Annotated in this window: 15 protein-coding genes; 6 read left to right on the forward strand and 9 right to left on the reverse strand. The window is 70.8% G+C overall.

Features of this window, described 5'->3' with window-relative positions:
• Positions 1-13 precede the first annotated feature (13 nt).
• Together E4K62_RS17830 and E4K62_RS17835 are read right to left on the reverse strand one after the other, a co-directional pair.
• Positions 14-856 carry a UbiA family prenyltransferase gene (locus tag E4K62_RS17830; protein WP_135070237.1) on the reverse strand — a complete coding sequence of 281 codons (843 nt, stop codon included), beginning with the start codon at positions 854-856 and terminating at the stop codon, positions 14-16.
• Positions 857-961: 105 nt separating this feature from the next.
• Complete coding sequence (locus tag E4K62_RS17835; RefSeq protein WP_135070239.1) at positions 962-3166, reverse strand: ATP-dependent Clp protease ATP-binding subunit; 2205 nt, start codon at positions 3164-3166, stop codon at positions 962-964.
• Between the two features lie 177 nt (positions 3167-3343).
• On the opposite strand from E4K62_RS17835, the gene E4K62_RS17840 reads away from it, so the two are divergent.
• On the forward strand, positions 3344-4936 hold the full coding sequence (locus E4K62_RS17840; RefSeq protein ID WP_135070242.1) for a M28 family peptidase: 1593 nt from the start codon (positions 3344-3346) through the stop codon (positions 4934-4936).
• 331 nt (positions 4937-5267) lie between these two features.
• Here the strand turns inward: E4K62_RS17840 and E4K62_RS17845 are convergent, their stop codons facing one another.
• Positions 5268-6236, reverse strand: a complete 969-nt coding sequence (locus tag E4K62_RS17845) for a GlxA family transcriptional regulator (protein WP_135070244.1) — start codon at positions 6234-6236, stop codon at positions 5268-5270.
• 87 nt (positions 6237-6323) lie between these two features.
• Between E4K62_RS17845 and E4K62_RS17850 the strand changes: the two genes are divergently transcribed.
• Both E4K62_RS17850 and E4K62_RS17855 read left to right on the forward strand, forming a co-directional pair.
• Positions 6324-6623, forward strand: a complete 300-nt coding sequence (locus tag E4K62_RS17850) for a hypothetical protein (RefSeq protein WP_135070247.1) — start codon at positions 6324-6326, stop codon at positions 6621-6623.
• Between the two features lie 53 nt (positions 6624-6676).
• Complete coding sequence (locus E4K62_RS17855; protein ID WP_135070250.1) at positions 6677-7093, forward strand: hypothetical protein; 417 nt, start codon at positions 6677-6679, stop codon at positions 7091-7093.
• Here E4K62_RS17855 and E4K62_RS17860 read toward each other — a convergent pair.
• Both E4K62_RS17860 and E4K62_RS17865 read right to left on the reverse strand, forming a co-directional pair.
• On the reverse strand, positions 7080-8288 hold the full coding sequence (locus tag E4K62_RS17860; RefSeq protein ID WP_135070253.1) for a glycosyltransferase: 1209 nt from the start codon (positions 8286-8288) through the stop codon (positions 7080-7082). The two genes, E4K62_RS17855 and E4K62_RS17860, sit on opposite strands and share 14 nt — an antisense overlap.
• 3 nt (positions 8289-8291) lie before the next feature.
• The gene (locus E4K62_RS17865; RefSeq protein ID WP_135070256.1) at positions 8292-9497 is read right to left on the reverse strand and encodes a glycosyltransferase; all 1206 of its coding nucleotides are present in this window, start codon (positions 9495-9497) and stop codon (positions 8292-8294) included.
• A gap of 142 nt (positions 9498-9639) precedes the next feature.
• Between E4K62_RS17865 and E4K62_RS17870 the strand changes: the two genes are divergently transcribed.
• Complete coding sequence (locus E4K62_RS17870; RefSeq protein ID WP_135070259.1) at positions 9640-10233, forward strand: hypothetical protein; 594 nt, start codon at positions 9640-9642, stop codon at positions 10231-10233.
• A gap of 54 nt (positions 10234-10287) precedes the next feature.
• Here E4K62_RS17870 and E4K62_RS17875 read toward each other — a convergent pair whose 3' ends face one another.
• The 4 genes from E4K62_RS17875 to E4K62_RS17890 all read right to left on the reverse strand — a co-directional run bounded on the left by E4K62_RS17875 (position 10288) and on the right by E4K62_RS17890 (position 16564).
• On the reverse strand, positions 10288-11061 hold the full coding sequence (locus E4K62_RS17875) for a potassium channel family protein (RefSeq protein WP_135070262.1): 774 nt from the start codon (positions 11059-11061) through the stop codon (positions 10288-10290).
• A 45-nt stretch (positions 11062-11106) separates the two neighbouring features.
• Complete coding sequence (locus E4K62_RS17880) at positions 11107-12744, reverse strand: fucose isomerase (RefSeq protein WP_135070265.1); 1638 nt, start codon at positions 12742-12744, stop codon at positions 11107-11109.
• On the reverse strand, positions 12741-15323 hold the full coding sequence (locus E4K62_RS17885; protein ID WP_135070268.1) for a GH116 family glycosyl hydrolase: 2583 nt from the start codon (positions 15321-15323) through the stop codon (positions 12741-12743). The genes E4K62_RS17880 and E4K62_RS17885 overlap by 4 nt, the downstream gene beginning before the upstream one ends.
• A 251-nt stretch (positions 15324-15574) precedes the next feature.
• The gene (locus tag E4K62_RS17890) at positions 15575-16564 is read right to left on the reverse strand and encodes a LacI family DNA-binding transcriptional regulator (protein ID WP_135070271.1); all 990 of its coding nucleotides are present in this window, start codon (positions 16562-16564) and stop codon (positions 15575-15577) included.
• Between the two features lie 129 nt (positions 16565-16693).
• Here E4K62_RS17890 and E4K62_RS17895 point away from each other — a divergent pair, with 129 nt between their 5' ends.
• The gene (locus E4K62_RS17895) at positions 16694-17836 is read left to right on the forward strand and encodes a glycoside hydrolase family 172 protein (protein WP_135070274.1); all 1143 of its coding nucleotides are present in this window, start codon (positions 16694-16696) and stop codon (positions 17834-17836) included.
• A 5-nt stretch (positions 17837-17841) separates the two neighbouring features.
• Complete coding sequence (locus E4K62_RS17900) at positions 17842-19005, forward strand: DUF4185 domain-containing protein (protein ID WP_167747841.1); 1164 nt, start codon at positions 17842-17844, stop codon at positions 19003-19005.
• The last annotated feature ends 54 nt before the right edge of the window (positions 19006-19059 follow it).

Genomic DNA, 19059 nt, shown 5'->3' on the forward strand with positions numbered 1-19059 from the left:
GGCGGAACGGAGGCTATGCCGTGAGCGCGCCGCCGGTGGCGACGAGCTGAGCGGCCAGCAGGAGGGCGGCGAGCATCACGAGACGGAACACCGTGCGGTCGGGCGGACGCACGAGCACCCGGACGCCGGTCGCGGCGGCCGTCGCGGCGGCCGCGGCGAAGAAGATCCAGCCGACGACGGGCACGTCCCCCAGCTCCCCGGCGGAGGAGCCCACGAGAACGGAAAGCGCCCCGACGACGACGCCCGCCGCCGCGACGACGGCGCTGACGCGCGCACCCAGGCGGTGCGGCAGGCCGCGGATGCCGGTGGCCCGGTCATCGTCCAGGTCGGGGAGCACGTTGGTCAGGTGCACGGCGGCGCCCAGTGCCGCCCCCGCGATGCCCGCCCACGCCGGCGCGGGAGCGCCGCCGGGCAGCGACAGCGTCGCGAAGGACGGGAAGAGCCCGAAGCTCAGCACGAACGGGACGATCGAGAACGGCGTGGCCTTGAGTCCGGCGTTGTACGCCCACGCCGCGGCCAGCGCGACCGCGTGGGCGGCCAGCATCCCCGCCCCCAGCGGTGCGGACAGGACGAGGGCGACGACGACCGCGCCCACCGCGACCCCGAGCGCGCCGCCGGCGGAGACGACGCCGGCGGCGATGGGCTTGTCGCGACGCCCGACCGCCTCATCGCGTGCGGCATCGATCGCGTCGTTGGACAGACCGACCGAGACCTGCCCGCTGAAGACGGCGACCACCAGCAGCACGAGACGCCACGGCTCCAGCCCGGCAGCCAGGCCGAGCGCGAGCGACAGTGCCGTGACGACGAGGGTCGGACCGGGATGCGTGGAACCCCACAGGGCCCGAATCACCCGCATCCGCCGCATCCCCCGACGCTACCGTGCGGACGAGACACCACATCCCGTCCGAAACATCACGCGATGCGCGGTGCCTCAGCCGGAATGTGGTGTCTCGCGAGTGGGTCAGTCGTCCAGGACGGCTTCGATCACCTCGCCGTCGTCGGACATGTCGGGCGGCGTGGGCGCACCGTCGGAGGTGAGCACGAGGCTCGACCCGTCGGCGGCGACATCCACCCGCACGACGTCACCGTCGCGCACGCGCCCGGCGAGGATCGCCATGGCGAGGCGGTCCTGGATCTCCGACTGGATGAGGCGGCGCAGCGGACGCGCGCCGAACACCGGGTCGTATCCGCGTTCGGCCAGCCAGGCCCGCGCGTCGGGGGTCACCGCGAGGGTGAGCCGGCGCTCGCGCAGGCGCCGCTGCAGGGCGTCGACGGCGAGCTCGACGATCTGGGCGAGGTCGTCCTCGCTGAGCACGTGGAAGATCACGATGTCGTCGAGGCGGTTGATGAACTCCGGCTTGAACGCCTGCCGCACCAGCGCCTGCACCTGCTCGCGCTTCTGCTCGGCCGACAGCGTCGGGTCGATCAGGATCGGCGAGCCCAGGTTGGACGTGAGGATCAGGATGACGTTCGTGAAGTCGACCGTGCGGCCTTGGCCGTCGGTCAGGCGGCCGTCGTCCATGACCTGCAGGAGCACGTCGAAGACCTCGGGGTGGGCCTTCTCGATCTCGTCGAGGAGGACGACGCTGTACGGGCGCCGGCGCACGGCCTCGGTCAGCTGACCGCCCTGCTCGTAACCCACGTACCCGGGAGGGGCGCCGACCAGGCGCGACACCGAGTGCTTCTCGCCGTACTCCGACATGTCGATCCGGACCATGGCGTGCTCGTCGTCGAAGAGGAACTCCGCGAGGGCCTTGGCCAGCTCTGTCTTGCCCACACCCGTGGGGCCGAGGAACATGAACGAGCCGACCGGACGGTGCGGGTCGCTGATGCCCGCGCGCGAGCGGCGGATCGCGTCCGAGACGGCCTTGACGGCCTCCTTCTGCCCGATCAGGCGCTTGCCGAGCTCGGACTCGAGGTGCAGGAGCTTCTCCGTCTCGCCCTGCATGAGCTTGCCGACGGGGATGCCGGTCCACGCCGCGATGACCTCGGCGATGTCCTCCTCGGTGACCTGGTCGCCGACCATCCGCTCACCCTCGGTCTCCTCGCGCTCGGCGGTCATGAGCTCGCGCTCGAGCGCCGGGATCTCCGCGTACAGCAGTCGCGAGGCGCGCTCGAGGTCACCCTCGCGCTGCGCCCGCTCGGCCTCGACGCGCGCAGCATCCAGCCGGGTCTTCAGGTCACCGACGCGGTTCAGCGACGAGCGCTCGCGCTCCCATCGCGCCTGCAGCTCGTTAAGACGGGCCTGCTCGCCGGCGAGGGTCTCGCGCAGCGCCGCGAGGCGCTCCTTGGATGCGTCGTCCTTCTCCTTCTTCAGCGCGAGCTCCTCGAGCTTGAGCCGGTCGACATGGCGGCGCAGTTCGTCGATCTCCAGCGGCGCGGAGTCGATCTCCATGCGCAGACGCGAGGCCGCCTCGTCGATGAGGTCGATCGCCTTGTCCGGGAGCTGGCGCGACGGGATGTACCGGTTGGAGAGGGATGCTGCGGCCACGAGCGCCGAGTCGGCGATCGCGACCTTGTGGTGCGCCTCGTAGCGCTCCTTGAGTCCGCGCAGGATCGCCACGGTGTCTTCGACGCTCGGCTCACCCACGTAGACCTGCTGGAAGCGGCGTTCCAGCGCCGCATCCTTCTCGATGAACTCGCGGTACTCGTCGAGCGTCGTCGCGCCGATCATGCGCAGCTCGCCGCGCGCGAGCATCGGCTTGAGCATGTTGGATGCGGCGACCGAACCCTCGCCGCCGCCCGCGCCCATCAGCACGTGCAGCTCGTCGATGAAGGTGATGACGCGGCCGTCGGATTCGGTGATCTCCTTCAGCACGCTCTTGAGGCGTTCTTCGAACTGGCCGCGGTACATCGCCCCGGCCACGAGGGCCGAGATGTCCAGCGCGACAAGCTCCTTGTCCTTGAGGCTCTCGGCGACGTCGCCGGCGACGATCCGCTGCGCGAGCCCCTCGACGACGGCCGTCTTGCCGACGCCGGGCTCGCCGATGAGCACGGGATTGTTCTTCGTGCGACGGGTGAGCACCTGGCTCACGCGCCGGATCTCGCTGTCTCGACCGATCACGGGGTCGAGCTTGCCCTGGCGGGCGCGGTCGGTGAGGTTGATCCCGAACTGCTCGAGGGCGCTCTGGGACTCCTCCTGCCCGGGCTGCGGGGTGGCGTTCATGTGTTCTCCTGAAAACTCGGTGCGCAAAGTTGAGTCGCGCTGGCTCAAGTTTATCGGACATCGGGCGATGCGGCAATGCACCCCCGGGCACAAAGGCCCCTACCGGCGCGCGGCGCGCGGGGTTAGCGTTCTGCGCGTCGGCGCCAACGGGGGTGCCGAGCCACGGAAGGAACATGCATGTCGTTCACGAAGCGCAGACTGGCCGCCGTGATCGCGGCGGCGGCGATGGTGGGTGGGGGCGGGATCGCCACTCCGGCGTTCGCGGCCCGCGACGCCGACACCGTCGAAACCCTGACCAAAGCCGTCAAGGTCAACAACGTCCTCAGGCACCTGAAGCATTTCCAGCGGATCGCCGACTCCTACGGCGACCGCGCCGCCGGCCGCCCCGGCTACGAGGCATCCGTCGACTATGTCGTGAAGCAGCTCGAGCGGGCAGGCTACGCCCCCGAGGTGCAGGAGTTCCCCTTCACCTATACGGAGGAGAACAGCGCCCTCAGCCGCCAGGATCCGGCGACGACGTGGGCGGAGGGCACCGACTTCCTGCGCAACACGTTCGACAGCGGCAGCCCGGAGGGGTCGGCCACCGGCGCCCTCGTCCCCGTCGACCTCGTGACCCCCTTCCCGGCCGACGGCTCGAGCACGAGCGGTTGCGAACCGGAGGACTTCACCGGCTTCCCCGCCGGGGGCATCGCCCTCGTGCAACGCGGAACGTGTGACTTCTCGCTCAAGGCGCTCAACGCCGAGAACGCCGGAGCGGCGGGCGTCATCGTCGCCAACGACGGCCGTCCGGGCTTGGTCGGCATGATCGGCGACGCGACCGGCCTCACCATCCCCGCGGTGTTCGCGTCCTCCCCCGTGGGCGAGGATCTGGCGTCCACGCCCGGCGCGATCGTGACCGTCACGGTGGACTACTTCGCCGAGGAGCGCACGACGTACAACGTGCTCGCCGAGACGGGCACGGGCGATGACTCGAACGTCGTGATGGCCGGCGCGCATTTGGACAGCGTGCAGGATGGCGCGGGCATCAACGACAACGGCACCGGCAGCGCGGGCCTGCTGGAGACGGCGATCCAGATGAAGCGGGTCAAGCCCACCAACACCGTGCGGTTCGCGTGGTGGGGCGCCGAGGAGGAGGGCCTGCTCGGTTCGGAGTACTACGTCGCGAATCTCGCCGAGGAGCAGCTCGGTCAGATCGCGCTGTACCTGAACTTCGACATGATCGGCTCGCCGAACTACTTCACCGGCGTGTACGACGGTGACAACTCCGGCGGCACCGCCGAACCGGGCTTCATCCCGCCCGGCTCCGCCGAGATCGAGGACGTCTTCGAGCAGTTCTACACCTCGAAGGACCTCCCCTATCAGGACACCGATTTCTCCGGCCGCTCCGACTACGGCCCGTTCATCGCGGTCGGCATCCCCGCGGGCGGGCTGTTCACCGGCGCCGAGGAGATCAAGACCGAGGAGGAGGCGGCGCGGTACGGCGGCCTCGCCGGCGTCGCGTACGACCCGTGCTACCACCAGCCGTGCGACAACCTCACCGGTGAGGGCGCTGACCGCGCGCTCTACAAGCAGCTCGAGAGGGCCTACCGGCATCAGTTGAAGGGCAACGTCAACCGCATCGCGCTGGACGTCAACTCCGACGCCCTGGCCGCCGCCGTCATCACGTTCGCGTTCGACACGTCGATGGTGGAGGGCGCCGACGCGCTGCGCGAGAAGGCGGCCGGCGCGCCCGTCGACCTCGACGCGCTGCGCGACCGCGCGGCGCAGTAGTCGCCCGGGCCCCGGCACCCCACGCGGTGCCGGGGCCCGCACGCGGTGCCGGGGCCCCACACCTGCCGCCTGACCGAACTCCTCAAATCCGCGCCCGGACGCGGCGAGAACCACCCAGCACGCCGCCGGGGGCGCCGGTCTTGAGGAGTTCGGGCTTGAGCCGGGCTGGCACGAGGAAGTGCGGGGAGCGGACCCCGACCCTCCGCTCGCGCGTCGCCGCCTGACCGAACTCCTCAAATCCGCGCGTGGATGCGGCGAGAACCGCCCCCACGAGACCGTGGGCACCGGTCTTGAGGAGTTCGGGCGCGGCGGTGCGGAGGGCGCGGCCCGCTCAGGCGGCCTGGTCCTCGGTCACGTGGCGGAAGCGCGACCGGTAGGCGGTCGGCGTGAGGCCGAGGGTGCGCGCGAAGTTCTGCCGCAGGACCGCCGCGGAGCCGAAGCCGCTCTCGTATGCGATCCGGTCGAGGCCCAGGTCGGTCTTCTCCAGCAGCCGCTGCGCGTGCAGGATGCGCTGCCGAGAGAGCCATGCGGCGGGCGTGGCACCGAAGTCGGCCTTGAACCGGCGCGCGAAGGTCCGCGGAGACATGTGCGCGCGGGCGGCGAGCTGGTCGACCGAGAGATCGGCCCGAAGGTTCTGCAGCATCCAGTCGCTGACCGGCGCGAGCGACATGGATGCCGCCACCGGAAGAGGCTTGTCGATGAACTGCGCCTGGCCGCCGTCGCGCTGCGGCGGGACCACCATGCGCCGCGCGATCGTGTTGGTCATCTCCGCACCCAGCTCCTGTCGCAGCAGGTGCAGGCACGCATCCAAGCCCGCCGCCGTGCCGGCGCTCGTGATGATGCGCCCGTCTTGGACGTACAGCACGTCGGGGTCGACGTCCGCGCTCGGGTACATCTCGGCCATCCGCTGCGCGTACATCCAGTGGGTGGTGGCGCGGCGGCCGTCGAGCACACCCGCGGCGGCCAGGAGAAACGACCCGCTGCACAGACTGAGGACCCATGCTTCGCGCGCGACCGCGTGCCGTATGACCTCGAGCACGCGTTCGTCCACGTGTGCCCAGTACTCCGGCGTCGTCGGCGACACCACGACCAGGTCGGCTTCATAGGCGAAGGACAGGTCGTTCTCGATATTGATCGAGAACGGCATCTTGGATGCCACGGCGCCGGGATCGGGCGTGACGATGCGGAAGTCGAAGTTGGGAATCCCGTCGGCCGTCCGGTCCAGTCCGAACGCCTCGCATGCGACGCCGAATTCGAACGGGGCGAATCCGTCCTGCACGATCACTGCGACGGTCTTCATGGAGGCTCCTCGGGCTGGCAGTAATCGTTCGGGTCGTGGCTACTCTGCCACTGTTGGCAGGTTGAGCGCAAGCGTAGGTTTCCTGCCATGATCCTTCTTCTGCTTGCCACCGCCGCCCTCGCCACGGCCGCGATCGTCGCCACCGTCGGCGGCCTGGCCCGCGACGGATACCGGGCCGTTCCCTCCATCCCCTGCCGCGTGCCGGAGCGCTCGGCGTCCCTGCCGGATCGAGTGGCCCCCCTGCCGGAGCGATCGGCGCTCGTGCGCGAGCATTCGGCGCCCCTGCACGAGCGGCCGATGCCCCTGTCGGCGGCCGCCCACTCGGCAATCCGGCCTCCGCACGTCTTCGCGGCAGCCCGCCGGGTGCGCGTCTCTGCGCAGATGTGAGCGGATCGCGGGAACGTCCTCCGTAGACTCGGGATCCCCAGAGACGAGGAACCGTGACCACTCCACCGCAGTCGCCCGCCCCTTCTGCCCCCCAGGCCTACGGCACCCCCGCCGGATATCCGTCCCCCGCGGCCTACGCCCCGGCCGCCTCCGCCGTACGCGGGAATCCCTTCGGGCTGGCGTCGGCCGTGGTGGGCGCGGTGCTCCTGCTCTCCCTGTTCCTGCAGATGATCGTGCAGGTGGGCGCGATCGGCCGCGGCGATGTCAGCATGCTCGGCATCATCGGTGTGGCGTCCAACCTCATCGAGGGGCTCCTGGCCGTCACCGCGATCGTCCTCGGCATCATCGGACTCACCCGGCGCGGGCGCCCTCAGGCCCTCGCGGGCATCGGGACAGGGATCGGCGTCGCGATGCTGATCTCCACGATCGTGTGGGGGCTGCTGTACCCCGCAGTGCTCAGCCTGAGCTGACGCTGCGCCCCGCGATCGCCCGCTGATACACGTCCACCATCGCCGCCGTGCGGGAGGACTGGCGGAACAGCTCCCGTATGCGCGACTCGGGGACGGGCGCCGTGCCGGCTGTAATGTCGTCGGCAGCCTGCCGGAGCGTCGCGGCCAGGGCCGTCGTCGAGGCATCCGCCACCGTCCAGGCGCCCGAGCCGAGCTCAGCGGCGATGTCGGGGTCGCTGACCACAGCAGGGGTCCCCAACGCAGCGGCCTCGAACACCGTCATGCCCTGCGTCTCGAAGCCGATCGAGGTCTGCACGACCGCGTCGGCCGCGGCGATGCGGCGCAGGGTCTCGGGGTAGGGCAGGCGGCCGGTGAAGACGACGGATGCCGCGGGTCGGCGCCGACGCACGAGCCGGCGGGCGGCACGTGCCTGGCCGCCTCCCCCGATGACCTCCACGTCGGCGGCGACGCCGGATTCGGCGAGGCCCTCGAGGAAGGGCAGGAGACGCTTCTCCGCGCTCATCCGGCCCACCCACACCAGCCGCGGAGGGCCGGGAGCGCGCCCGTCCGCCGGCGCTGCAGAGGCGGAGTCCAGGACGTCGTCGTCGATCCCGTTCCAGACGACGTCGACGGCGGGGTGGACCCCGTGCGCCTCGAGGCGGCGCGCGAAGTGGCCCGAGGGCGCCGTCACCGCGTCGACCCCGCCGGCCAGCAGACGCAGATACGACCACCCGTCGGATCCGGACCCCGCCGCGCGGGAGCTCACGCCGAGGACGCGTCGCGCCCCCGCGTTGAGCACGCGCAGAACCAGGCCGGGGAAGGGGGCGACCGCGGCGATTCCCACGTCGACCCGGTTGTGCATCGTGTGCACGACGGGCAGGCCGTGACGCCGGGCGAAGCGGTGCCCGATGAGCGCGCCCCAGAAGTCCGCCTGCACGTGGACGACGTCCACCGGCGGGCGGCGGGACATCGCCGCATCCACGAACCGGTCGGTGCGGGCGCCGGGAAGGCTCATCGAGTACTCCCGGTCGAGCGTGACGGGGATCGAGGGGAGGTCGACGTACGCCGCGTCGGGCGTGGCGCGGGCGTGCATGCGCGGGGCGACGATCGTGACGGTTTGGCCGGCGCGTTCGAGGAAGCGCCGCTGCAGGCGCATCGACACCTGCGCGCCGCCGGATGACTCGACGTGCTGGTCGCCGAACATCACGACGTGCACGGGCTACTCCGGCAGGGGCGTGCCGCGGTACAGGGCCTCGAACGTGTCGAGCGTGCGCTCGATGTCGTGCACCACCACGCCGTCCAGCGACGCCTGCTGCATGCGCAGGAACTCCTCCGGATCGGCCGTGAGCACGTCGGTGAGGCGCGCGGACATCTCTGCCGCGTTGCCCGGCTCGAACAGGTACCCGTTCTCGCCGTCGTGCACGAGGTGCGGCAGCGCGACGGCGTCGGCGGCGACCACGGGCAGGCCCGAGGCCATCGCCTCCATCGTCGCGATGGACTGCAGCTCGGCGATCGAGGCGATCGCGAAGACGCTCGCACGCGAGTACAGCGAGCGCAGGTCCTCTTCGCTGGCGTGCCCGTGGAAGGTCACGCGGCCGGAGATCCCCAGCTGCTCGGCGAGGGTCTCCAGGTTCTTGCGCTGGTCTCCGCCGCCGACGATGTCGAGGGTGACATCCAGCGCAGGGTCGAGCTGCTCCACGGCCCGCAGCAGCACGTCGATGCCCTTCTCCGAGGTCAGTCGTCCGACGAAGAGGATGCGGTTGGACTCGCGCGGTGCGAGGTGCGGGGAGTAGTTGCGCCGGTCGATGCCGCAGCTGACGGGAATCACGCCGTGGATGTCGATGGTCGACTCGAGGAAGTCCGCGGCCTTGCGCGTGGGGGTCGTCACCGCCCGGGTGAGGTTGAAGGTGCGCTTGGCGTCGGCCCACGCGAGCTTGACGACGACCTGGTTGAGTGCGTCGGGCAGCGTGGTGAAGTCGAGGATGTTCTCGGCCATAACGTGGTTGGTGGCGACGATGGGGATGCCGCGCTTGCGCGCCTCCCGAGCCAGTCCCCGGCCGATCACGATGTGCGACTGGATGTGCACGACGTCGGGCTTGACCGCATCCAGCACCTTGCGCGCATAGTGCTTGGAGCGCCACGGCCAGACGAACCGCAGCCAGTCATGCGGGGGCCAGCGGACGGAGGGCAGGCGATGCAGCATCATCGGCTGCCCCTCGATGACCTCCGTGCGCGGATGCGAGCGGCGATACGCGGTGTTGGGCGCCATGACGTGCACGTCATGGCCGCGCTCGACGAGTCCGGCCGAGAGGCGCTCGGCGAAACGGGCGGCGCCGTTGATGTCGGGAGCGAAGGTGTCGCAGCCCACCAGGACGGTGAGGCGAGGGGCGGCGTCGGGACTGTCAGGCGTCGCAGGGGTGGTCACGGCGGGTGGCTGCCTATCTGTGCGGCGGTAGGGGTCGCACGGTGCGGTGCATGCGCCCTGTCATCGTACCGGAGGCACCTCGCCGCGCCTGGGAAGCGCCACGGCGAGCGCGTGGCGGCGGAATCGACATAGCCTGGGAGGCATGCCGCGACTGCAGGCCGACGCCGATCCCGCCGTGTGGGTGCCCGTGACCGGATCCTTGGGGTTCCGGGGCCGGCGGCACCGGAAGGCGGCCATCCGGATGCTGCTGAGCCAGGCCAATCGCGCGGTGGGCGCGGTCGAGCGGCCGGGGAGCGGGTTCCTCGCGTGGGCGATGAGCCAGGCCGCTCCGCTCCTGCTCCGCCGCGCGGACGGCCGCGTGCTGGTGTGGGTGTGGAAGGACGACCCGGAACTGCTCGTCGCCATGGCGCAGCTGCAGGAGGCGACCCCGCAGCTGCGCACGGCCCGCGCGATGATGCCGATGGAGTACGACGACACCGAGGACTTCCCCAACCCGCACTTGGGCGTCGGGGAGAAGCTCGTGATGGACCTGCCCGCCGACCCACGCACACCGCCCTTCGCCAGCTACACGTGGGACACCGGATCGGCCTTCGTGACCCTGACGGCGGTGTGCTCGGACCGCGAGCGGGTGGGCACCGTGCTCGGCGCCGTCGACGCGATCGCCCGCACGCTCCGCGTCGTGGACGATCTCGCCGTCGACGAGTCCGGCACCATCCTGCGCCTTCCCCCCGCCTGAGCGCCGCTCGGCGGTCCCCGGCGGCGGCCGCCCGGCGGGCTCCCCACCGACGGCTCAGCGCGGATGCGGCGGAGTGTCGCCCGGTCGCGCGTTCAGGGCCGCGATGATCCGGTCGACGTCGGCGCGCGTGGCCGGCTGCTGCTCCGCGTGACCCCGTGTCGCCCGCTCGACGACCCACGAGGAGAAGCTCGCGACGATGAGCCCGACCAGCACCACCCCGCCCACCATGAGCAGCACGGCGAACGTCCGGCCCGCCGCCGTCACGGGGACGTAGTCGCCGTATCCGACCGTCGTGACCGTGCAGAACGCCCACCACAGGGCGTCCCCGAACGAGCGGATGCTGGCGCCCGGGGCCCTGCGCTCGGCCTCGAGCACGACGAGCGCGGTCTGCCAGATCAGCAGCAGCGCCGCCCCCGTGCCGTAGATCAGCAGCTTCGCCCGCAGGGAACTCCCCGCCGTCCGTGTGAACGACGTGATGCGCGTCAGGGCACCCAGCAGCCGCACGGGGCGGAGGGCGGGGATGAGGACGACGGCGAGATCGAACAGGTGGGTGCGGAACCATCGCGGCCGCGGGGAGGACAGGATGAGCCGTACGAGATAGTCGACGGCGAAGACCACCCACGCGAGCCGGATGACCGTCAGCGTCGCCACGCGCCATGCGCCCTGCAGATCCCCGATCACCTGGAAGGTGTAGGCCACCAGGAACAGGAACGCGATGACCGTGAGCGGCCAGTACGTGGCCGCTTCCCAGCGTCGCGTACGGGCCGTCTCGCCGCGGCCGTGTCTGTGCCTGCGGTGTGCGGTCGCGCGCTTGTCACCCTCGGCCATGCCCGCACTCTAGGACCGGCCGCACGGGGCGCGGCGCCGACCCGCTCAGATCCCGGCGACGCGGCCCACCAGATTGACCTTCACGCCGATCCGGTGGAACATCGCCGCCTTGGCGATGAGCGCCTTGTCGGCCGTCTCGGCGTCGGGGGCGTAGACGACCTGCGCGTGGTTGGCCTTGTGCCGCGCCATGAACTGATCGCGCGAGACGTCGTGCAGCACGACGTGCGCGATCGGCCACTCCGGGTTCGTCGCGGCCTTTCGCCGCTCGGTCTCCTCGGCGGGCAGTTCGACCGCCGTCCCACGGAAGATGTCGACCTGGAGGATGCCGTCGGCGATGAACACACGAGAGACGACCAGTTCGCCCGGGCGGGACACGCCGTTGACGGTGGAGCCGCCGGCGGGGAAGAACACCGGGTCCTGACGCCAGCCCTCCGCGTGGTCCCATCCGCCCAGGTGGGAGGCCGGGACCGACCCCGAGATCTCGTACACCCAGACGAACCGGCCGTCGTAGTCCTCGCCCCATCGCACGTCGTGCAGGGTGTTGTCGGACACGAGGCCCATGGCGCTCCACACGCGGTCGGTGACCAGCGCGTCCACGGCGACGCCTTCGTCGGCCTCGTTGAAGTGCGGCAGCGGACGGCCGGCGAACAGCTCACGCTCACCGTCGCGGGAGCGCACGGGCGGGCGCTCGGTGGAGTTCAGCATCCCTTCGGCGAGGTCGGAGGCCGGCACGAGATCCTTCAGGCCCTGCTGATACTGGATGCCGATGGCGTCCACGCCGAAGTCGTCGGCCATACGCAGGGCGGCGATGTACATCTTCATCTGCCACTGCACCTGGCCGCGCGTGAGCTCGGTGGCCTCATCCTCGCCGAGGCGGAAGGTCATGCCGTGGGAGACGAGCCACTCGTACGCGGCGTCGGCCTCCTCGTCGGGCACGCGCAGCATCTCGGCGTACAGCGCCGACTGCGAGAGCCGCTCCTTGTAGATCCCGATCGGGTTGAGCAGCTCGTCGTCGAAGATCGCGTTGTACATGCCCATGCAGCCCTCGTCGAAGACGCCGATGAGCGCCTTCTCGGCCAGCAGCCGGTCGCCCAGGGCACGTCCGAGCTGCACCTCGGCGGTGTCGGGGAGGGTGGGGAGCGCACGCACGTGGGAGGCGTCGTGGATGATGCGGCCGGTCTCGCACCACTGGCGGATGCCCTCCGCGAACCACTCGTCGGAGAAGTCGACCGACCAGATGCTGGAGTACTCCTTGCCCATCTTCGTCAGGCCCGCGTTCAGTCCGAGCAGGCCGACGAGGCCCGGCCAGTCCCCCGCGAAGTTCGCGACGGTGAGGATGGGCCCCTCGTGGGTGCGGAGCCCGGGCAGGACGTGGTGGGAGTACTGCCACACCGCTTCGGCGACGATCAGCGGGGCGTCCACGGGAATGCGCGTGAAGACCTCGAGACCCATTCGCTGGCTGGAGATGAAGCCGTGCCCAGTGGCGGGGTCGACGTCGTTGGCGCGGATGACGCTCCAGCCGAGCGACTCGAACGCGCGCGTCACCGCCGCCTCCATGGCGGCCTGCGTGGCCCAGCCGGCGACGTTGGCCGACTCGCGGAGGTCTCCGCTCGCGATGAGGTAGGCGGTCTTCGGCTCGCTCTGGGGGCGGGTCACGGGGGCGGGCAGGGTGTAAGTGCTCATGCGTTGTCCTCGACTAGCTGACGGGCGTGGGATGCGGTGGCGGTGTGGCTCGCTCCGACTCCGAGACGGAGGCGAGCGGGGGTCTCGGAGGGGGTGGCGGAGATCGGCAGCTCGCGCCCGGCCAGCAGAAGGCGATCGAGCTCGAGCGTCCCGCCGTGCACGTGCAGCGCGACCGTCTCACCGTCGATCTCGACGCGCCCCCACCCCGTGCCCGTGGTGAACAACGAGCGGAAGGGCCGGTCGCCGACGGGGTCGAAGGCGAGCGTGCGGGTGGGCGCGTCCCACTGGACGCCGCTGAAGGCCAGCAGCAGTCCCCATGACGCGAGCGAGCGCGCATAGTGGTTGCCGCACTCGATCTCGTTCCACGGATTGCGCGCGTCGCCGGCGTACCGGGCGCGCACGGCGCGCTCGATCCGCAGCGCCTGATCCGGAAGGCCGGCGTAGACGAGGGATGCGGCCACCTGGTGCTCGACGCCGGTCCACACCTCGTCGGAGTACACGAAGGGGATGGCGGGCCGCCCGCCGCGCGGCCACGAGGCCAGCAGGAGTCCGCCTTCGTCGTTGAGGGCGTAGACGCGCTGCGTGCTCTCGTGCGTGCTGAGGTCGTCGCGGAAGTTGTGCGTGACGACGGCGCCCAGCGCGCTGCGCAGCCGGTGGCGCGGGAGGAGGTCGCCGAGCCCGTTGATCCACGCATGGAACTGGCCCAGCAGCTGGTCGGAGAGCACCCCGTCGCCGTACTGGTACCGGTGCGCGTCGACGTCGTCGATCACCTGCCGGTAGTACTCCCCGTTCCACAGCACGTCATCCATGCCGCCGGAGGCGCGCTCGGCCCGGTCACGCCATCCCGCCGCGCGCGCGGAGTCGCCGAGGTGGTCGGCCATGCGGGCTCCCGCTCTCAGCGCTGCGGCGAAGAAGCCGTTCGCGAGCGGATCGACGCCGTGGAATTCGATGTCGTAGGTGTTGTGCAGCTCACCGTCGAGCAGTCCGTCCCCATCCCGATCCCAGGCATCGACTGCGTGCTCGAGGGAGCGGACGGCGGCCGGCCACAGTTCGCGGAGGAAGTCGTCATCGCCGCAGAACCGCCACTCCCGGTACAGGCGCAGGAACGTCCCGAGCTGGCCGTCGACGGCGGGCCCCATGAACCAGGACGGACTGCCGAACACGCGATTGGACCGGAACTTCTGCGCCCCCGCGGCATCCGTCTCCAGCAGGTACTCCACGCGTCGCGCGCTGCGCTCCAGTGACGGGAACAGCCACGCCATGGTCTGGGCGTACGACCACACGTGGGTGCACGTCCCCTCGCAGGATCCGGAGTGGTCGAAGGATCCCTCCCACGCCGCGAAGACCGGCCCCTCCCCCAGCTCCGGATTCGGCGTCTCGACGACGAAAGCGGTGGTGGATCGGGCTGCGGCGAGGTTCGCCCCGACCGCATCCGCCACGACCGGATCCAGTGTGCCGCCGTAGAGCGCGTCGACGAAGGCGAGTGTGGCGGCCTCCAGCTCGGGCAGCGCGCCGTGCAGGTGGCTCGCCGCCGCCCACGCATCCGGCCACAGCATCGCGTAGTGGTTGCGCACGATCTCGTCGGCATGCGGATCGTCGAACACGATGTGGCCCCGCCAGGCACGTCGCCGGTTCGGGAAGCTCCATGCCAGCACGAACTCGAATGCGCGGCTCTCGCCGGGGGCGATGTCGTGGACGATGCCGAGCGATCCCGTGCGCAGGCGGGGGAGCCGCTCGAACAGCTCCTCCTCCGTCATGGGCGCGGATGCGTCGGCCGGTACCGAGTCCGCGAACAGACCGCGCGGACGGTCCTCGAGGGTGAGCTTCGGTTCCGGGTCGAGGCGGCCGTCGTCGGAGAGGTCGTTCCAGAACAGGCGGGGTCCGTCGGGCCAGAACCCGGTCACCCACTGGGGCTTCACGGTGGTCGCCGCATCCGTCGTGGTGAGACTGAGGGTGCCGTAGCCGGGGTCGTCCTCGGGGAGGCGGATGCCGAAGTCCAGGCCCCGCACGGCGCCTTCGTCGCGCCACCGTACCGTCTGCGCGGCGCGCATGCCGAAGGGGCCCTCGCCGCGCCCGGCGGTATGGCTCACACTGCCGACGATCGTCACGGCGACGGAGCGGTCGCCGGGATTGGTGACGGTGTAGCGCAGCACCGCACCGGGGATGCCGGAGGCGTCGGCGTCGAGGGGGACGAGGGGCGTGAAGGCGCGAAGCGACACCTGGACGGGGAGGACGTCGTCGGCGAAGTCGATGTCGACGACCGGATACTCCCCGTGCATCGTCGCCGACTGCAGACGCGGCAGGCCGGCGAGCCGGTCGAAGGGGTAGCCCGCGTCGCCGTCGTGGCGGCCCGTCAGGCGCGCTTCCAGGACGCGGGTCACCGCGGGCCCGCTCAGCGGCGCGGCGTGGATCGCGAAGAAGGAGTACGGGTTGAACCGCCCTTTGTCGGGGAGGTTCTCCAGTTCCCAGTCACGGAGTTCTCCGCGGGCGCCGAGCGACACGTTCCCCGTGCCCAGTCCCCCCAGCGGGAACGCCGCCCGCTCCGCCGTGTGCGGGATGGCACGGGCCCGCCGCGTCACGCGGCCACCGCCGCGGGATCCGCAGGCGTGCGCGCCACGCCCGGACGGCTCGACGGCCGGCGCACGGGGGGTGCGTCATCGGCGCCGAGCGGGCAGCGGACGGACATCGGATCCTCCTGGATCGACGGCGGACGAGCCGCGTCCGCCGTACCGCGTTCACTTTAGACGAAATCGATTTCACGATCAACCGAGGGCACACGCCGGGAGTTTCGACGCGGCTACGGCCCTGAGCGCGGCGGAGTGACCGCGCGTCAGGCGGTGTTCGCGCCGCGTGCCGGGCGCACCTCGTTGCGCAGCACCACCGTGCGCGCGGGCTGATCATCGCCGTTGATGCGCTCGAGCAGCATCTTGGCCGCCGTGACGCCCATGTGGCGCGCGGGGAGCCGCACCACGGTGACGGCGTTGGGCGTCAGCGTCGTGAACGGGAGCGAGCCCACGACGGCCACGCCGATCTCGGGTGGGGTGAGCGCGTGCTCGGTGAGGACCTGGATCGCGCCGACGCCGAGGAGGTTGTTCGCCGCGACGACGGCGTCGGGCGGCTCGGGGAGAGCGAGGAGCTCCTCCATCGCCTCACGGCCGCCGTCGACGCGGAACGTGGAGTACCGCAGCAGTTCCTCGGAAGAGGCCTCCGGGAAGTGCCGCGCGACGACGCCACGCCACCCCTCCGCGCGCTCGTACGCCGTCTCGATGTGCTGCGGACCGGTGATGCAGGCGATCCGGCGGTACCCGGCCTGAACGAGGTTCTCGGTCGCCGCCTGGCCGGCGGTGCGATTGGCCATGACGACACCGTCGATGTCGTAGCCGGTGCCGCGGTCGACCGCGACGACCGGCCGCCCGGTGGCCAGGAGGTCGTCAAGGTTGGAGTGATCGGATGCCGCGGCCAGGATCACGCCCGCCATGTGCTCGGCGATCGCGATCTGGAGGTAGGTCGCTTCCTTCTCGATCTCGGAGTCGGTGTTGCACAGGACGACGGAGTACCCCGCCTGCGAGGCGACGTCCTCCACTCCACGCGCCATCTCGGTGAAGTAGGGGTTCTCGATATCGGGGATGACGAGCGCGATCACTTCCGAGGCCTGGCGGCGGAGGGTCCGCGCGGTGCGGTTGGGCGTGAAGTTCAGCTGGCGCGCGGCCTCGCGCACGGCGAGGGTCTTGGAGTCCGACACCCCGATGCCGTTGAACACGCGCGACACCGTGGCCGGTGAGACGCCGGCGAGCTTCGCGACCTCGTAGATCGTGGCCATCTCACCCCATCCCGCGCCGCGGCCCGCGTTGACTTTCCCCGCGAGCCAACAGTACCGTGTTGAAATCGATTCCAAGCGCTCGCCGCTTCTTCGACGCCCCCGCGTACCGAGACGAGGATGTCCTGCCCGATGAATGCACCGCGCGTACCCGCCCCTGATCTTTCGTCCATCTCCGGTCTGTGGCCGCTGCAGACCCGGTCCATCTCCCCGGAGAACTTCGACGGCGCGGTGGGTGGAGGCGGCCGGGCCACGGAAGGCACGGGGGCCGCCAGTGCGCGCGATCTCGGGCCCGGGTGGAAGATCTCCCCGAGCGTCGACATCAAAGCCGGTGAGACGTTCGATCTGGCCGCGATCGAGGGCGCCGGGAAGATCACGCACATCTGGATCACCACGCACACCGACAACTGGCGCACCCTCGTCCTGCGGGCGTACTGGGACGGCGCCGACGAGCCCGCCGTCGAAGTGCCGTACGGCGACTTCTTCTGCAACGGGTGGGGCGTGTTCGCCCAGGTGAACTCGCAGCCGATCGCGGCGAATCCGCACGGCGGGTTCAACTCGTACTGGCCCATGCCGTTCCGAGACGGGGCGCGCCTGACGCTGGAGAACACCTCCGTCGTCGATGTGCGCGTCTACTTCCAGATCACCTACGAAATCGGCGGGGACTACACCGGAGACGGCTACTTCCACGCGCAGTGGCGGCGCTCCAACCCGCTCGGCGAGCTCGTCCCGCACACGATCCTGGAGGGCATCGAGGGGCAGGGGCAGTACGTCGGCACGTATATCGCGTGGGGTGTGAACTCCAACGGCTGGTGGGGCGAAGGCGAGATCAAGTTCTATCTCGACGACGACACCGACTATCCGACGATCTGCGGCACCGGCACCGAGGACTACTTCGGCGGTGCGTGGAACTTCGACATCCCCGGTCAGGGATACACCGAGTTCTCCACCCCGTACCTGGGGATGCCGCAGGTCATCCGCCCCGACGGGCTCTACGTCAGCCAGCAGCGCTTCGGCATGTACCGCTGGCACCTGCTGGACCCGATCTTCTTCTCCTCCGGAGTGCCGAAGGTCGACATCCAGGCGCTCGGGTGGCGCAGCGGATGGCGCTACCTGCCGCTGCGCGACGACATCGCATCGACGGCGATGTTCTACCTCGACCGGCCCACCGCGCGCCGGCCGAAGTCACCGACCGCCGACGACATGGAGGTCCACCTAGGGACCGCCCCCGTGCCCGACATCGGCGCCACCCCTCCCCGCGCGCCGCAGGACTGAGGACCGTGAAGGCGCCGCGGGCCGCCGGGACGGGAGTCCTCGTCGTGGCCCTGGCACTGTCGGCCTGCTCGGCGACGCCTGAGCGGCCCTCGCCCGACGCCCCCCTGCGCGGCGAGGTCGCGGACGGCGTGACGGTGGTGGGCGTCTCCGACGGAGACCTGTGGCCCAGCTGCTGGGCGGAGGACGACGCGCTGTACGCCGCGAACGGCGATGGCGGCGGGTTCGGCTTCGAGTTCTTCGACATCGCGGTCAATCGCCTCACCGGTTCACCCGAGGACGAGGCGGGAGTGGAGGGCGAGTTCCTCGCCGGCGGAGACGCGCTCGGCCAGGTGTGGTCGGGCGCGCAGTTCACCCGCAAGCCCACCGGGATGCTGTGCACCGACGAGGCGATCTACCTCGCCGTGCAGGATCTGCGGCTCGACTTCAACGAGGCCCCGGCAGCGACGATCGCCCGCAGTGACGACCACGGCGAGACCTGGACGTGGGATACGGCCACCCCGATGTTCGGTGACGGCGTCTTCACGACGATCTGGTTCGCCGACTACGGGAAGGCGGGCCGGCACGCACCTGACCCGGAGTATGCGTACGCGTACGGCCTCGACGGCAATTGGCGCGACTCCTTCGACGACTCGGCGCCCGATCCCACCGAGCTCTTCCTGGCGCGGGTTCCGCTGGCGTCGGTGCAGGACGCGGCCACGTGGGAGTTCTACGCCGGCGAGCCCGGCGCCTCCGAGCCGACGTGGAGCCCGGACATCGCGCGCAAGCGGCCGGTGCTGATCGACGAGCGGCGGAGATACCCGACGGACGCGGCGGTGCAGCCGGGACAGACCGTCGGGGCTCGGAACCTCAGCGTCCTCTCGCAGGGCGGGGTGACGTTCCTGCCGGCGCTCGAGCGATACGTCTACACCTCGTGGACCGAGCTCACCTTCGAGTTCTACGAAGCTCCCGCACCGTGGGGGCCGTGGAAGCTGTTCCTCTCCGAGGACTTCGGGCCGTACCCGTGGACTCAGGACCGCTTCGGCGGCTACGGCACATCGATCCCCTCGAAGTTCCTGTCCGAGGACAACCGCCGCGTGTGGGTGCAGTCCAACGTGTGCCCCTGCGCCCCGGCGGGCATGTCGTCGTATTGGTTCGGCCTGCGACCCCTCGACCTGGATCTGGACGGGTGAAGGCGGCAGCATCCGGGCATCGACGACGCAGACGCGTCCGCTGACGGAGCGGAC

Origin of the sequence: Microbacterium wangchenii (assembly GCF_004564355.1) — a bacterium.
In the GTDB taxonomy this organism is placed as follows: domain Bacteria; phylum Actinomycetota; class Actinomycetes; order Actinomycetales; family Microbacteriaceae; genus Microbacterium; species Microbacterium wangchenii.

Bases quoted from the DNA above. Each gene is read 5' to 3' on its own strand.
- E4K62_RS17845 (WP_135070244.1), bottom strand. From the start codon at position 6,236: ATGAAGACCGTCGCAGTGATCGTGCAGGACGGATTCGCCCCGTTCGAA.
- E4K62_RS17890 (WP_135070271.1), bottom strand. From the start codon at position 16,564: ATGGCCACGATCTACGAGGTCGCGAAGCTCGCCGGCGTCTCACCGGCC.
- E4K62_RS17835 (WP_135070239.1), bottom strand. From the start codon at position 3,166: ATGAACGCCACCCCGCAGCCCGGGCAGGAGGAGTCCCAGAGCGCCCTC.
- E4K62_RS17895 (WP_135070274.1), top strand. From the start codon at position 16,694: ATGAATGCACCGCGCGTACCCGCCCCTGATCTTTCGTCCATCTCCGGT.
- E4K62_RS17830 (WP_135070237.1), bottom strand. From the start codon at position 856: ATGCGGGTGATTCGGGCCCTGTGGGGTTCCACGCATCCCGGTCCGACC.
- E4K62_RS17880 (WP_135070265.1), bottom strand. From the start codon at position 12,744: ATGAGCACTTACACCCTGCCCGCCCCCGTGACCCGCCCCCAGAGCGAG.
- E4K62_RS17870 (WP_135070259.1), top strand. From the start codon at position 9,640: ATGCCGCGACTGCAGGCCGACGCCGATCCCGCCGTGTGGGTGCCCGTG.
- E4K62_RS17850 (WP_135070247.1), top strand. From the start codon at position 6,324: ATGATCCTTCTTCTGCTTGCCACCGCCGCCCTCGCCACGGCCGCGATC.
- E4K62_RS17840 (WP_135070242.1), top strand. From the start codon at position 3,344: ATGTCGTTCACGAAGCGCAGACTGGCCGCCGTGATCGCGGCGGCGGCG.
- E4K62_RS17875 (WP_135070262.1), bottom strand. From the start codon at position 11,061: ATGGCCGAGGGTGACAAGCGCGCGACCGCACACCGCAGGCACAGACAC.